The sequence below is a fragment of the Chelatococcus sp. GCM10030263 genome (assembly GCF_042666455.1).
Taxonomy (GTDB): domain Bacteria; phylum Pseudomonadota; class Alphaproteobacteria; order Rhizobiales; family Beijerinckiaceae; genus Chelatococcus.
On record NZ_JBHTDB010000002.1, the window covers coordinates 734,133 to 747,725 of the forward strand.

12 protein-coding genes and 1 tRNA gene are annotated in these 13,593 nt (G+C 66.1%); 11 read left to right on the forward strand and 2 right to left on the reverse strand.

Features of this window, described 5'->3' with window-relative positions:
• Nucleotides 1-336 precede the first annotated feature (336 nt).
• The 7 genes from clpB to ACFQU1_RS03325 all read left to right on the forward strand — a co-directional run bounded on the left by clpB (nucleotide 337) and on the right by ACFQU1_RS03325 (nucleotide 9,189).
• Nucleotides 337-2,958, forward strand: coding sequence for an ATP-dependent chaperone ClpB (clpB, locus tag ACFQU1_RS03295; protein WP_378129179.1), 2,622 nt, complete (start codon nucleotides 337-339; stop codon nucleotides 2,956-2,958).
• A gap of 325 nt (nucleotides 2,959-3,283) precedes the next feature.
• Nucleotides 3,284-4,663 (forward strand): ABC1 kinase family protein, encoded by a 1,380-nt coding sequence (locus tag ACFQU1_RS03300; RefSeq protein ID WP_378129181.1) that lies wholly within the window; start codon nucleotides 3,284-3,286, stop codon nucleotides 4,661-4,663.
• Nucleotides 4,664-4,775: 112 nt separating this feature from the next.
• Complete coding sequence (locus ACFQU1_RS03305; protein ID WP_378129183.1) at nucleotides 4,776-4,931, forward strand: aa3-type cytochrome c oxidase subunit IV; 156 nt, start codon at nucleotides 4,776-4,778, stop codon at nucleotides 4,929-4,931.
• 159 nt (nucleotides 4,932-5,090) lie between these two features.
• Nucleotides 5,091-6,242, forward strand: coding sequence for a Re/Si-specific NAD(P)(+) transhydrogenase subunit alpha (locus tag ACFQU1_RS03310; protein WP_378129185.1), 1,152 nt, complete (start codon nucleotides 5,091-5,093; stop codon nucleotides 6,240-6,242).
• A 52-nt stretch (nucleotides 6,243-6,294) separates the two neighbouring features.
• Entirely contained in the window at nucleotides 6,295-6,744 is a 450-nt protein-coding gene (locus tag ACFQU1_RS03315; protein WP_378129187.1) for an NAD(P) transhydrogenase subunit alpha, read from the forward strand.
• A 5-nt stretch (nucleotides 6,745-6,749) separates the two neighbouring features.
• On the forward strand, nucleotides 6,750-8,147 hold the full coding sequence (locus tag ACFQU1_RS03320) for an NAD(P)(+) transhydrogenase (Re/Si-specific) subunit beta (RefSeq protein ID WP_378129189.1): 1,398 nt from the start codon (nucleotides 6,750-6,752) through the stop codon (nucleotides 8,145-8,147).
• Nucleotides 8,148-8,229: 82 nt separating this feature from the next.
• Nucleotides 8,230-9,189: an alpha/beta hydrolase gene (locus ACFQU1_RS03325; RefSeq protein WP_378129191.1), complete on the forward strand. Its 960-nt coding sequence runs from the start codon at nucleotides 8,230-8,232 to the stop codon at nucleotides 9,187-9,189.
• Between the two features lie 241 nt (nucleotides 9,190-9,430).
• Here ACFQU1_RS03325 and ACFQU1_RS03330 read toward each other — a convergent pair whose 3' ends face one another.
• Complete coding sequence (locus tag ACFQU1_RS03330) at nucleotides 9,431-9,619, reverse strand: YdcH family protein (protein WP_378129193.1); 189 nt, start codon at nucleotides 9,617-9,619, stop codon at nucleotides 9,431-9,433.
• Between the two features lie 162 nt (nucleotides 9,620-9,781).
• Here ACFQU1_RS03330 and ACFQU1_RS03335 point away from each other — a divergent pair.
• Nucleotides 9,782-9,857 (forward strand) — tRNA-Glu (locus tag ACFQU1_RS03335).
• A gap of 80 nt (nucleotides 9,858-9,937) precedes the next feature.
• Here the strand turns inward: ACFQU1_RS03335 and ACFQU1_RS03340 are convergent.
• On the reverse strand, nucleotides 9,938-11,035 hold the full coding sequence (locus tag ACFQU1_RS03340) for a LacI family DNA-binding transcriptional regulator (protein ID WP_378129195.1): 1,098 nt from the start codon (nucleotides 11,033-11,035) through the stop codon (nucleotides 9,938-9,940).
• 87 nt (nucleotides 11,036-11,122) lie between these two features.
• Here ACFQU1_RS03340 and ACFQU1_RS03345 point away from each other — a divergent pair, with 87 nt between their 5' ends.
• Genes ACFQU1_RS03345 through ACFQU1_RS03355 form a run of 3 tightly spaced genes read left to right on the forward strand, consistent with a single transcriptional unit; the run spans nucleotide 11,123 to nucleotide 13,577 of the window.
• Nucleotides 11,123-11,974 (forward strand): ABC transporter permease, encoded by an 852-nt coding sequence (locus tag ACFQU1_RS03345; RefSeq protein WP_378129197.1) that lies wholly within the window; start codon nucleotides 11,123-11,125, stop codon nucleotides 11,972-11,974.
• Nucleotides 11,971-12,741, forward strand: a complete 771-nt coding sequence (locus ACFQU1_RS03350) for an ABC transporter permease (protein ID WP_378129199.1) — start codon at nucleotides 11,971-11,973, stop codon at nucleotides 12,739-12,741. The genes ACFQU1_RS03345 and ACFQU1_RS03350 overlap by 4 nt, the downstream gene beginning before the upstream one ends.
• Nucleotides 12,729-13,577 carry an ABC transporter ATP-binding protein gene (locus ACFQU1_RS03355; RefSeq protein WP_378129201.1) on the forward strand — a complete coding sequence of 283 codons (849 nt, stop codon included), beginning with the start codon at nucleotides 12,729-12,731 and terminating at the stop codon, nucleotides 13,575-13,577. Before ACFQU1_RS03350 ends, ACFQU1_RS03355 begins: the two co-directional genes overlap by 13 nt.
• Nucleotides 13,578-13,593: the final 16 nt, after the last annotated feature.

Here is a 13,593-nt window from a genome sequence, read left to right on the forward strand (position 1 = left end):
CCGGAGTGCCTCCAGCGGCTGACCGAGATAAGGGAGAGCATCGTGCTCTCCCTTTTTTATTGCTCCCGGCAGTTCCAATGCTCACCTTTGAATGGAGCGGCTGATGGTTCGCTCCGGCTGATGGTCCGGCACGATCCGGGCGCCGAGGGATGCGGCGCGATCACAGCGATCACGATCTCCTCTCGATGCCCTCTTGTGTCACTGATTTGCAACACTACATGAAGCTCGCCGGCTCCGATGGGGGAGGCGGCGTCTGGCGCGGGCATCCGCGGGGACATTTCCTTTACGGGTCGGCGTGCCTTTTGGGAGGGCGTCGCGTCCGGTCGGGAGCAGAGCATGAACATCGATAAATACACGGACAGAGCCAAAGGCTTTCTGCAGTCCGCGCAGTCGCTGGCGCTGCGCGAAGGTCATCAGCAGTTCCTGCCGGAGCATCTTTTGAAGGTGCTTCTGGATGATCCCGAGGGGCTCGCGGCGGGGCTCATCGAGCGCGCCGGCGGCCAATCGCGCCTGGCGCTTGCGGCCGTCGAGCAGGCGCTCGCGAAACTGCCCAAGGTCGAGGGCGGCAACGGCCAGATCTATCTGTCGCCCCAACTCGCCCGTGTCTTCGATCAGGCCGAGAAGGCCGCCGACAAGGCCGGTGACAGCTTCGTCACGGTGGAGCGGCTGCTGCTCGCGCTCGCCGTCGAGAAGGACAATGCGGCCGGCAAGGCGCTCGCCGCGACCGGCGTCACCCCGCAGGCCCTCAATGCCGCCATCAATGCCCTGCGCAAGGGCCGCACCGCCGACAACGCCTCGGCGGAGAACGCCTATGACGCCCTGAAGAAATATGCGCGCGACCTCACCCAGGCGGCGCGCGACGGCAAGATCGATCCGGTCATCGGCCGCGACGAGGAGATCCGTCGCGCCATTCAGGTGCTGTCGCGGCGCACCAAGAACAACCCCGTGCTGATCGGCGAGCCGGGCGTCGGCAAAACGGCCATCGTCGAAGGCCTCGCCAAGCGCATCGTCGAAGGCGACGTGCCGGAAAGCCTGCGCGACAAGCAGCTGCTCGCCCTCGACATGGGCGCGCTGATCGCCGGCGCGAAATATCGCGGCGAGTTCGAGGAGCGGCTGAAGGGCGTCTTGCAGGAGGTGCAGGCGGCCGAAGGCGGCATCGTTCTCTTCATCGACGAGATGCACACCATCGTCGGCGCCGGCAAGGCGGACGGCGCGATGGACGCTTCGAACCTCTTGAAGCCGGCGCTCGCCCGTGGCGAGCTGCACTGCGTCGGCGCGACCACGCTCGACGAATATAAGAAGCATGTGGAGAAGGACGCGGCGCTCGCCCGGCGTTTTCAGCCCGTCTATGTCTCCGAGCCGACGGTTGAGGATACAGTCTCGATCCTGCGCGGCCTCAAGGAGAAATACGAGCAGCACCATGGGGTGCGCATCCAGGATGCGGCGCTCGTCGCGGCGGCGACCTTGTCGAACCGCTATATCACCGACCGCTTCCTTCCCGACAAGGCGATCGACCTTGTCGACGAGGCGGCGGCGCGCTTGCGCATGCAGGTCGATTCGAAGCCCGAGGAGCTCGATTCGATCGACCGCGAGATCGTGCGCCTGAAGATCGAGGCGGAAGCCTTGAAGAAGGAGAGCGACACGGCCTCCAAGGACAGGCTCGTGCGGCTTGAGAAGGAACTCGCCAATCTGGAGGAAGAGTCCCGTTCGCTGACCACGAAATGGCAGGCGGAAAAGGACAAGCTCGGCCGTGCGGCGGATCTCAAGAAGAAGCTCGACGAGGCCCGCAACGAACTCGCCATCGCCCAGCGCCAGGGCCAGTACCAGCGCGCCGGTGAGCTCGCCTATGGTGTGATTCCCGGGCTCGAGAAGGAGCTGCAGGAGGTGGAGGCGCAGGACGGCGCCGCCGCCGGCGTGGTGCAGGAGGCCGTGACGCCCGACAATATCGCTCAGGTCGTCTCGCGCTGGACAGGCGTTCCCGTCGACCGGATGCTCGAGGGCGAGAAGGAGAAGCTCCTCAAGATGGAAGATGCGCTGGCGAAGCGCGTCGTCGGCCAGGAAGAGGCGGTCGAAGCGGTCGCGACGGCCGTGCGCCGGGCGCGCGCCGGCCTACAGGATCCGAACCGGCCGATCGGCTCCTTCATGTTCTTAGGCCCTACCGGCGTCGGCAAGACCGAGCTCACCAAAGCGCTCGCATCCTTCCTGTTCGACGACGAGACGGCGATGGTGCGCTTGGACATGTCCGAATACATGGAGAAGCACTCGGTCGCGCGGCTCATCGGCGCGCCTCCCGGCTATGTCGGCTATGAGGAGGGCGGCGCGCTCACCGAGGCGGTGCGCCGCCGGCCCTACCAGGTCGTGCTCTTCGACGAGATCGAGAAGGCGCATCCGGACGTCTTCAACGTCCTCCTGCAGGTGCTCGACGACGGGCGGCTGACGGATGGGCAGGGGCGGACGGTCGACTTCCGCAACACGCTCATCATCATGACCTCCAACCTCGGGGCCGAATATCTCGTCGCTCAGAAGGCGGGGGAGGACTCGGAGGCCGTCCGCGAGGAGGTGATGGACGTGGTGCGCGCGCATTTCCGGCCGGAGTTCCTGAACCGGATCGACGAGATCATCCTGTTCCACCGCCTCCGGAAGGATCAGATGAGCGCGATCGTCGATATCCAGCTCGGCCGCCTCGCGAAGCTCCTGGAAGATCGCAAGATCACGCTGGAGCTCGACGATGCCGCCCGCGCCTGGCTCGCCGAGAAGGGCTACGATCCGGCTTACGGTGCACGGCCCCTCAAGCGCGCCATCCAGAAGAACGTCCAGGATCCGCTCGCCGAGCTCATCCTGGCCGGCTCGGTCAAGGACGGCGAGACCGTGCCGATTACGGCCGGACCGCTCGGGCTCGTGATCGGCGACTTCCCCGCGGCCGAGACCCGTCGGCCGGTCGGCGTCGTGCTGAACTGAGGGGCCGCAACGCTAAAAAGCGGACGCGCCGGCACCGGAGATGACCCTCCCCTTGATGGGGAGGGTCGGCGAGCGTCAGCGAGCCGGGGTGGGGTGACCGTAGCAGCGTTCTCCCAAGCGCTGCCGCTTACCAACTTTCACCCCCACCCCTTACCCCTCCCCACAAGGGGGAGGGGCATCGGTGGGCGGCGTCACCCGAGCAATCTCTGCGACCCAGCGCGCTTGCCCTCCTCCCGCAGGGGGATAACGTGTCACCCTGCCTCATCCCCTGACAAAATGCTCTCCCGGCGCTTATCTCTAGGATATCCGCCGGGAGAGTTTTTCCATGCACGACAGCGATCGCCCCGAAGCCGATCGGGAGGCCAATCGGCTCTCGGCACGCGCTGCGCGCTATGCGCGCGTCGGCCGCGACGTCGGCGGCATTGCCGCCAGGATGGCGGGCTCGCGGGCGCTCGGCCTCAGCCTCGACCGCGAGCGCAATGCGGGAGAGTTGATGCGCGCGCTCGGTGGGCTCAAGGGCCCGCTGATGAAGGTGGCCCAGCTCCTCTCGACCATTCCCGACGCGCTTCCGCCGGAATATGCCGAGGAACTGCAGAAGCTGCAGGCCGAGGCGCCGCCCATGGGCGCCGCCTTCGTCAAGCGGCGCATGACGAGCGAACTCGGACCGGGATGGGCTGATCGCTTCGGCTCCTTCGATCTGAAGCCGGCCGCGGCCGCATCCCTTGGGCAGGTGCACCGCGCTGTGGCGAAAGACGGCACGCTGCTCGCCTGTAAGTTGCAATACCCCGACATGCAATCGGCCGTCGAAGCCGATCTCGTGCAGCTCGGATTCCTCCTCTCCCTGCAGCGGCGGTTCAATCCGGCAATCGACACGCGCGAGATCGCCGACGAAATCGGCGCGCGGCTGCGGGAAGAGCTCGACTACAGGCGCGAGGCGCGCCATGCCGCGCTTTACCGGGCCATGCTCGCCGAACTCCCCGACATATGTGTGCCGCGCGTTCATCCCGAGCTCTCCACCGGCCGTTTGCTCACCCTCGACTGGCTCGAGGGCGAGCGCCTGCTCGCCTTCAGGGATGCGCCGCTCGAGACGCGCAACCGGCTCGCGACCGTGATGTTCGGTGCCTGGTGGCATCCCTTCAGCCACTTCGGCGTGATCCACGGCGATCCGCATCTCGGCAATTACACCGTGCGGCGTGACGAGGCCGGCGAACCGGCAGGCATCAACCTGCTCGACTACGGCTGCATCCGCATCTTTCCGCCCTCCTTCGTCGGCGGCGTGGTGGACCTCTACCGAGGGCTCCTGGAGAATGACGAGGAGCGGGTGGTCTCGGCTTACGAGACCTGGGGCTTCAAGGGGCTCACACGCGAGCTCGTCGACGTGCTCAATCTCTGGGCCCGCTTCATCTACGGCCCCTTGCTCGACGATCGCACCCGCACCATCGCCGACGGCGTCGCGCCCGGCCAATATGGCCGCCGCGAGGCCTGGCGCGTGAAACAGGCGCTGCGTGAGAAAGGCCCGATCCGCATTCCGCGGGAGTTCGTCTTCATGGACCGGGCGGCGATCGGCCTCGGCTCGGTCTTCCTGCATTTGCGGGCGGAGCTCAACTTCCACCAGCTTTTCGAGGCGGAGATCGAGAATTTCTCCCTGGCGGAGGTTGCCGCCCGGCAAGCCGGAGCCTTGGCGGAGGCCGGGCTTACCCCCTGATCAGCCCTTCAGCGCAGCTTTCGCTGCAGTCGCCGTCCCTCTCGGCGTTGCAAGGGCAACCGCCATGCGCTAAAGCCCACTCGAAAGCGTGACATTCGTCTCAGGGGATCTCATGGCCAATAATGCTCCAGCCACGACCGAGCACGGGTCGCCAGCGATGGATTACGCGGAACACGAGCGTACGTATCGAGGCTTCCTGACCTTTGCGAAATGGGGATCGATCCACATCGTGGTCATCCTCATTCTCATGGCCTTCTTCCTCCTCTGATCATTCGCGCCCGCCGGCTCGTCATGGGCTGGCCGTGCAATCCTTACGCTGTGACTTGAAAAGTCGTCGGGCTCGGCCGTGCCGAGGCCGGCGACACGGGTGGAAATGCTTCAAGTCAGTCGCAGCCGATAGGGCACCGTCGCCTGGAGTGGTTCAACGATGCTGATCGCCGTCCCCGCCGAGACCGAGACGAATGAGGGGCGCGTCGCCGCGACGCCCGAAACGGTGAAGAAATTTGCGGCGCTCGGCGCCGAGATCGTCGTGCAGAGCGGTGCTGGGACCGCCTCCGGCATCACCGACGCCGATTACATCGAAGCGGGCGCCCGCATCGCCGTCACGGCGGCCGAGACCCTGACCGGCGCCGATGTGGTGCTCAAGGTGCGCCGCCCGAATGCGACGGAACTCGCCGGCCTCAAGCGCGGCGCCATTGTCGTCGCGACCCTCGACCCCTATGGCGACGACCAGGCGGTGAAGACCTGGGCCGATGCCGGCATTGCCGCCTTCGCCATGGAATTCATGCCACGCATCACCCGCGCGCAGGTCATGGACGTGCTCTCCTCCCAGGCCAATCTCGCCGGCTATCGCGCGGTGATCGACGCCGCCGCCGAATATGGTCGGGCGCTGCCGATGATGATGACCGCCGCCGGCACCGTGCCTGCCGCACGCGTCTTCGTCATGGGTGCCGGCGTCGCCGGCCTGCAGGCGATCGCCACCGCCCGGCGCCTCGGCGCCGTGGTCTCGGCCACCGACGTGCGGCCCGCCGCGAAGGAGCAGGTCGCTTCCCTCGGCGCCAAGTTCATCGCCGTCGAGGACGAGGAGTTCAAGGCGGCCGAGACGGCGGGCGGCTATGCCAAGCAGATGTCGGCTGAGTATCAGGCCAAGCAAGCCGAACTGACGGCCAGCCACATCGCCAAACAGGACATCGTCATCACGACGGCGCTCATCCCGGGCCGTCCGGCGCCGAAGCTCGTCACATCAGCCATGGTCGCTTCCATGCGGCCGGGGTCGGTGATCGTCGACCTCGCGGTTGAGCGCGGCGGCAATGTCGAGGGCGTCAAGCCCGGCAAGGTGGCGGTGGTGAACGGCGTGAAGATCGTCGGCCATCTCAATATGGCGGGGCGGCTCGCGGCGACTGCGTCGAGCCTTTATGCCAAGAACCTCTACGCCTTCGTCGAGACGCTCATCGACAAGACCACGAAGGCGCTCGCCGTGAACTGGGACGACGAGCTCGTGAAAGCGACCTGCCTGACGCGTGACGGCACGGTCGTCCATCCCACTTTCGCTGCGCCGGCGCCCGCCGTCGCGAGCTGATCCCAATCGAACCGATCGAACAGAACACAGACTGAACGAGGGAGTGCGAGCCATGGCCAATCTCACGCCGGAGCAAGCGCTGGAGCGCGCCCGTGCGGCGGCCGATGCCGCCCGGCAGGCGGCCGAGGCTGCACAGTCCTATGCCGACTACGCCGCCGATGCATTGGGCAATGCCGCCCATGCGGCAACCGGTGGCGTGGTCGACCCGACGGTCTTCCGGCTCGCCATTTTCGTGCTCGCCGTCTTCGTCGGCTACTATGTCGTCTGGTCGGTGACGCCGGCGCTGCATACGCCGCTCATGTCCGTCACCAATGCGATCTCCTCGGTCATCGTGGTGGGCGCGCTGCTGGCCGTCGGCGTCTCGGCGGCGCCGGAACTCGGGACCGGGCCCTGGTGGGCGAAGGCCTTCGGCTTCATTGCCCTGATCCTCGCATCGGTGAACATCTTCGGCGGCTTCCTCGTCACCCAGCGAATGCTCGCCATGTATAAGAAGAAGGGCTGAGCGCTATGTCCGCCAATTTCTCGGCCCTTCTCTATCTCGCCTCGGGCGTCCTCTTCATCCTGGCGCTGCGTGGACTCTCCTCGCCGGCGACGTCCCGTCAGGGCAATCTCTACGGCATGGTGGGCATGGGGATCGCGATCCTCACGACCCTCGTCTTCCATCCGCCGACGGATGTCACGAGTTGGCTCGTCATCATCCTCGGCATTGCCATCGGCGGCGGCATCGGCGCCGTTATCGCCCGGCGCGTGCCGATGACGGCCATGCCGCAGCTTGTCGCGGCCTTCCACTCGGGCGTCGGCCTCGCCGCCGTCTTCGTCGCCGCCGGCGCGCTCTATGCCCCTTCGGCCTTCGGCATCGGCGATGCCGGCTCGATCCACGGCGGCAGCCTGGTCGAGATGTCGCTCGGTGTGGCGATCGGCGCCGTCACCTTCACCGGTTCGGTCATTGCGTTCCTCAAGCTCGACGGGCGCATGTCGGGCAAGCCGATCATCCTGCCGCAGCGCCATGCGCTCAATATCGCGCTGGGAGCGCTGCTCGTCCTGCTCGTGGTCGTCTTCGCGGCGACCGAGAGCCATCTCGCCTTCTGGCTGATCACCCTGGTTGCCTTCATCCTCGGGGTGACGCTCATCATCCCGATCGGCGGCGCCGACATGCCGGTCGTGGTCTCCATGCTCAATTCCTATTCGGGCTGGGCGGCCGCGGGCATCGGCTTCACGCTCGGCAATCTCGCGCTCATCATCACGGGCGCGCTGGTCGGCTCCTCCGGCGCCATCCTCTCCTACATCATGTGCAAGGGGATGAACCGCTCCTTCATCTCCGTCATTCTCGGCGGCTTCGGCGGCGACAGCGCCACGGCCGCCGCCGGCGTGGTGGAAAGCCGGCCGGTGAAGCAGGGCTCGGCCGAGGACGCGGCCTTCCTCATGAAGAATGCGTCGAAGGTCATCATCGTGCCCGGCTACGGCATGGCGGTCGCTCAGGCGCAGCATGCGCTGCGCGAGATGGCCGACAAGCTGAAGGAAGAAGGCGTGGAGGTGAAATATGCCATCCACCCGGTGGCCGGCCGCATGCCCGGCCATATGAACGTGCTGCTTGCCGAGGCCAATGTGCCCTATGACGAGGTCTTCGAGCTCGAGGACATCAATTCGGAATTCGCTCAGGCCGACGTCGCCTTCGTCATCGGCGCCAACGACGTCACGAATCCGGCGGCGAAGACTGATCCGACCTCGCCGATCTTCGGCATGCCGATCCTCGATGTCGAGAAGGCCAATACGGTTCTCTTCATCAAGCGCGGCATGGGCTCGGGCTATGCGGGCGTCGAGAACGAGCTGTTCTTCAAGGACAACACCATGATGTTGTTCGCCGACGCCAAGAAGATGGTGGAGAGTATCGTCAAGTCGCTGTGACGGGCTTCTCCCGCCTGAGCCAAAGGCGCGGCGCCGAGGGAGTTTCCCGCGCCGCGGCCGCGTGAACTGGATCGAGGATTGCGTGCCCGAAATCCCCTCCCGCCCGTCCGCCGAGGACTTCTCCGAGGGTGCACGACGCCGGGCGCGGCGGCTTCGTCGCGGCTCGCTCTGGCGCCGGGGAGGCGCCGCCGTTCTGGTCGTCGCCGCGCTCGCCTATCTCGCGGCAGTGGCGGCCCTCTACACGCAACAGGACGAGTATCTTTTCCCGCGTGATCCGACGCGCGCCGATCCGGCGCTTGCCGGCATCCCCGGCCTTCAGGAAGCGACGGTCACGACCACGGACGGTCAGCGCCTCGTCGCCTGGGTGCTGCCGCCGCGCGACGGCAAGCCGGTGATCCTCTATTTTCCCGGTCAAGCCGGCAATATCGGCCGTCCGGGCCGTCTAGACCGCTATCGCGCGCTCGCCGAGGACGGCGAAGGGCTCTTCGTCCTGAGCTACCGCGGCTATGGCGGCTCCACAGGCATACCCTCGGAACAGGGGCTCCGCGAGGATGCCCGCGCCGCCTACAAGGAGGCCGTCGCGCGCTTCGGCGACAATATCGTCCTTTACGGTGAGTCGCTCGGCACCGGCGTGGCGGTCGGGCTCGCTGCGGAAGTACCCGTGAAAGGGGTGATCCTGGAGGCGCCTTATCTCTCGGCCGCCGCCGTCGGCGCGGAGCGATACCCTTGGGCGCCGGTGCGGTTCCTGATGCGCGACCAGTTCCACTCCGACGCGTTGATCGGCAAGGTGACGGCACCGATTCTCATTCTTCACGGCGAGAAGGATGCCATCGTCCCCTTCGCCCAGGGTGAGGCCCTCTTCAATCTTGCCAAAGGGCCGAAACGGCTGGTGCGCTTTCCAGACGGAGGCCACGGGGATCTGCCCGATCAGGGCTCGATCCCGCAGATCCTCACCTTCCTGCGCGACATCGCCGGGCCGACCCCCCTGCCGCCGGCGCAGACCCGCGTCGTGCGCGAGGTGGCGGAGCCGCCGCAACCCTGAGCGGCCAACGGGCTTGCTTTCGGAAGAACAACCTGCAGCTCGTTCGCGCCTTATCGACGCGAACAGACATCTACTTCGCTCGAATATGCGCTGGTGTCGCGATGCTGCAAGACAACATCGACCACAGCCGTCGAGCTTACTGCTTCAGCGCTGGCGCACCTGGCAGCACGAGCGTGATATCCTAGAAAAAGAAAGACGCTGATCTTGGGACATCACGCTCGGGATCAGGCGTGAGCCCTGCTCAATGCACCGATTTGGATGCCATACCGAGCTTCAATTGCTCCAAGGTATCCTTGAGCTGAAGTTTCTTGCGCTTGAGTTCCGCGATCTTGAGGGGACTGGCGGAGGGGCATGCGAGTGTCGTCTGGATTTCCTCTTCGAGTGCCTGATGCCGCCGCTTGAGCTCCATCACGTGGGCTTCTAAAGACATCGGCTCATCTCCTCTCGTGAGTTTCAGCACAGAGTATTCTGACACAAGAGATGGGCGCTGTGGAGCCTTCCGCAACCGCACCTGAGGAAAACTTTATGGCGCTGGTGCCTGTCTGCCCTTGAACCGCGAGAGCTCGCGATATATAGGGACGGGCACTGCCGCGCTCCCATCGTCTAGCGGTCTAGGACGTCGCCCTCTCACGGCGAAAACAGGGGTTCGAGTCCCCTTGGGAGCGCCATTCCGGCGCAGAATCACCTCGAAAATCAACGTTGTCAGGACCTAAGGCGGCCGACTTTGCCGCGCGCTGCGCTGCCGCTCTCACTCTCCAGGTGAGCGCCGTCGGAAGGTGGTGCCCGCGACGGCGGGGCGGTTTGCGGCCTCGCGACTGGTCGATTCCCGCTCGATAATCTCGAAACCCATGTCGACCACCGGCGTCTCGATGGACCGGCCGGCAATGCGGTCGAGCAGCATCTCGCCGGCCTTGATGCCGATCTCGTAGCGGGGAATACGCACCGTGGTCAGCGACGGATTGAGATTCTCGGCGATTTCGAGCCCTTCGAAACCGGCGATCGCCAGGTCCCGCGGCACGGAAACCCCTAGTCTCTGGGCTTCGAACAAGGCACCCGCCGCAATGAAATCGCCCGTGCAGAACAGGGCCTCGACATCTGGACGCCGCGCCAGGAGCAGGCGCAGCTGCTGCGCGGCTGCCTTCAGGTCCATTTCGAGCTCAGCGATCAGACTCGGATCGTCGTCGAGGCCGAATTCCCGCACCGCGGCGCGATAACCGGCCTGGCGCTCCACCTGCCGTTCGTTATCCTTGGTGAAGGTCGAGAACAGGGCGATGCTCTGGTGGCCCTGTTCGGCGAGCATTTTCGTCACGGCATAGGCGGCGCCGAAATTCGAGAAGCCGACCGCTATATCGATGGGATCCTCGGGAAGGCTCGCGATCTCGACCGTCGGCACCGCATTGTCGCGCAGGAACTTGCGCGTGCGCTCGGTGTGGGTCGCGCCGGTGAGATAGATGCCATCGACCCGGCGCGCCAGGAATTCGACGACGATCGCCTCCTCGTCACCGGGCACGAATTCGCTGTTGCCGAGGAGGAGGTGATAGCCGCGGGCCCGCAGCACCCGGCTGAAGCCTTCGGCGAAATCTGCGGCGATCGAATTGCGCAGAGTCGGGATAACGGCGCCGATCGTCATCGTATGATTGGACGACAGGCTGCTCGCCACACGATTGGGAATATAGCCGATCGCCGCGACGGCCGCGGTGATCTTCTCGCGTGTTTCGGCCGAGACGAGGTCGGGAAATGACAAGGCGCGCGATACGGTCATGGGCGCCACCCCCGCCAGCCGTGCCACGTCGCGGATGCCGGCGCGTTTGATACCGCGACCCGCAGGATCGGAGATCTTTGCCATGCCCGCTCCATAGCTCCGGCGCTTGACGCTGTCGAATGATACCGGTACCATAGATCGTCAACAAGAAAAAACGCGTGGGAGAGGCCGTTGGCGGCTCAGGACGAGAATGGCGCCGCCGTCGCGCCGGGCGATACGACCGCCTATTGGCCGACGCCGCTGGCGGCGCGCCTCTATGCCTCGGTGGCCGGCGTGCTCGTCTATCTGCGCGCCATGGCCGTGTTCCTCGTCGTCTGGCATCTCGCCTCCCTGTGGATCGGCAATCCCATTCTCCTGCCGTCGCCCCTCGATGCGGCACGCGCATTGGTCGATCTCACCCTTCAGGGTGAGGTCTTCAGCAATGTGGCGGCAAGCCTGACGCGGCTCGGCGCGAGCTTCGCGCTCGCCGTCCTCCTCGGCGTGCCGCTCGGCTTCGCCATGGGCTTGAGCCGTGCCGTCTTCGAGATGGTCGATCCCTTGATCGAGCTCCTGCGGCCGATCTCCGGCATCGCCTGGATCCCGCTCGGCATGTTCATCCTGGGCGTCGGCGAGGCGCTGCCGACGGCCATCATGTTCTACGGCGCCTTCTTCCCCATCGTCATCAATACGGTGGTCGGCGTGCGCTCGGTCAATCCGAGCCTGGTGCAGGCGGCGCGCGTGCTCGGCGTCGGCCATGCGCAAATCGTGCGTCACGTGGTCTGGCCGGCGGCGCTGCCCAATATTCTGGTCGGGGCGCGGCTCGGCGCCGGCGCGGGCTGGATGGCGATGGTCGCGGCCGAGCTCATCGGCGCCCCCTCCGGCCTCGGCTTTGCCGTCGAATGGTACCGCGAGCTCCTCATGACGCCCAGCGTGCTCGCCTTCGTCTTCCTCATCGGCCTGCTCGGCTATCTCTTCGATCGGCTGTTGCGTTGGCTGCAGCGTGTCTTGACGCCATGGTCGCAGGCGGAAGGAGGCGTGTCGTGAGCTTCGCCGTCCGCCTTCGTCCAATCATCCTGCCGCTCCTCCTGCTCGCGTTGTGGCAGATCGGGGCGATGCGCGCCGCTCCGGCCGATCGCATGCCCGTGCCGGCCGAGGTCATCGCCACCGGCTGGCAGCTCATCGTGAGCGGCGAGCTGCCGCTCGCACTGCTGCAGAGCCTGCAGCGCGTCATGCTCGGCTTCGCCTCCTCTGCCGTCCTTGCGCTCGTCCTCGGCATGGCGATGGCGACCTATGCTCCCATCGGCCGCAACCTCGACCCGATCATCGAGAGCTTCCGGCCGATCGCACCGATCGCCCTCCTGCCGCTCGCCATCCTCTGGTTCGGCACGGGCACGCCGGCCGCCGCCTTCATCGTCGGCTATGCGGCTTTCTTCCCGATGATCGTCAACACGATCTACGGCGTGCGCAGCATCGATCCCGGCTTGATCCGCGCCGCACGCACCCTCGGCGTCGGCCGCCTCACGATTTTGCGCACCGTCGTGCTGCCGGGCGCCCTGCCCAATCTCTTCGTCGGGGGGCGCCTGGCGCTGGGCGTCGCCTGGACGTCGATCATCGCCGCGGAGCTTGCCGTCGGCGCCAAGGCGGGCGGCGGCGGCTCGGGCGGCGTCGGCCAGATGATGTTCGTCTTCTATGCCTATAGCGTCGATCTTTCGGGCATCATCGTCTGCATGATCGGCGTCGGGCTCGTCGCGCTCGTCATCGATCGCGGCGTGCGCGCTCTCGAACATTGGATGATTCCATGGAAGCGATAGATCCGGCCGCGGCGCCCAAGATTCGCCCGAAGATCCGTCTCGACGCCATCAGCAAGGAATATGTCGTCCCGCGCACCGGGCAGCGCACGCTCGCCATCACGGATGTTTCGCTGGATATCCACCAGGGCGAGTTCCTGTGCATCGTCGGCCCCTCCGGCTGCGGCAAGAGCACGATCCTCAATATGATCGCCGGCCTGGCGCAGCCATCTGGCGGGATTGTTGCCATGGACGGCGCGCCGATCCGCGCGCCCGGCGCCGAGCGCGGCGTGGTCTTCCAGGACTACGCCCTCTTTCCCTGGAAGACGGTGCGCGAGAACATCGAGTTCGGTCCGCGCTTCCGCGCCGATGCGCGGCTGTCGGCCGCGGAGCGCGACAAGCTCGTGCGCCATTACATCGATCTCGTCTCGCTCACCGGCGCCGAGAACAAATATCCGCACGAGCTCTCCGGCGGCATGCGCCAGCGCTGCGCCTTCGCGCGGGCGCTCGCCAACGAGCCCGAGGTCCTGCTCATGGACGAGCCCTTCGCGGCGCTCGATGCGCAGACGCGACTCATCCTGCAGGAGGAGCTTCTGCGCATCTGGGGCGAGGATCTGCCGCGGGCCGACCGCAAGACGGTGATCTTCATCACCCACGGCATCGACGAGGCCGTCTTCCTCGCCGATCGCGTCGCGGTGATGAGCAATCACCCCGGCCGCATCAAGACGGTGATGAATGTGGATCTACCGCGGCCGCGGCGCGAGAGCCTGCGGGCCACGGGCGAATTCCAGAAGCTCGCCGACGACATCTGGCAGCTCATTCGCCGCGAGGCCTACGAGGCCACCATCGACCGACACTGACGAGGGAAACCCGCGG

Bases quoted from the DNA above. Each gene is read 5' to 3' on its own strand.
- clpB (WP_378129179.1), top strand. From the start codon at position 337: ATGAACATCGATAAATACACGGACAGAGCCAAAGGCTTTCTGCAGTCC.
- ACFQU1_RS03300 (WP_378129181.1), top strand. From the start codon at position 3,284: ATGCACGACAGCGATCGCCCCGAAGCCGATCGGGAGGCCAATCGGCTC.
- ACFQU1_RS03305 (WP_378129183.1), top strand. From the start codon at position 4,776: ATGGCCAATAATGCTCCAGCCACGACCGAGCACGGGTCGCCAGCGATG.
- ACFQU1_RS03310 (WP_378129185.1), top strand. From the start codon at position 5,091: ATGCTGATCGCCGTCCCCGCCGAGACCGAGACGAATGAGGGGCGCGTC.
- ACFQU1_RS03315 (WP_378129187.1), top strand. From the start codon at position 6,295: ATGGCCAATCTCACGCCGGAGCAAGCGCTGGAGCGCGCCCGTGCGGCG.
- ACFQU1_RS03320 (WP_378129189.1), top strand. From the start codon at position 6,750: ATGTCCGCCAATTTCTCGGCCCTTCTCTATCTCGCCTCGGGCGTCCTC.
- ACFQU1_RS03330 (WP_378129193.1), bottom strand. From the start codon at position 9,619: ATGTCTTTAGAAGCCCACGTGATGGAGCTCAAGCGGCGGCATCAGGCA.
- ACFQU1_RS03340 (WP_378129195.1), bottom strand. From the start codon at position 11,035: ATGGCAAAGATCTCCGATCCTGCGGGTCGCGGTATCAAACGCGCCGGC.
- ACFQU1_RS03355 (WP_378129201.1), top strand. From the start codon at position 12,729: ATGGAAGCGATAGATCCGGCCGCGGCGCCCAAGATTCGCCCGAAGATC.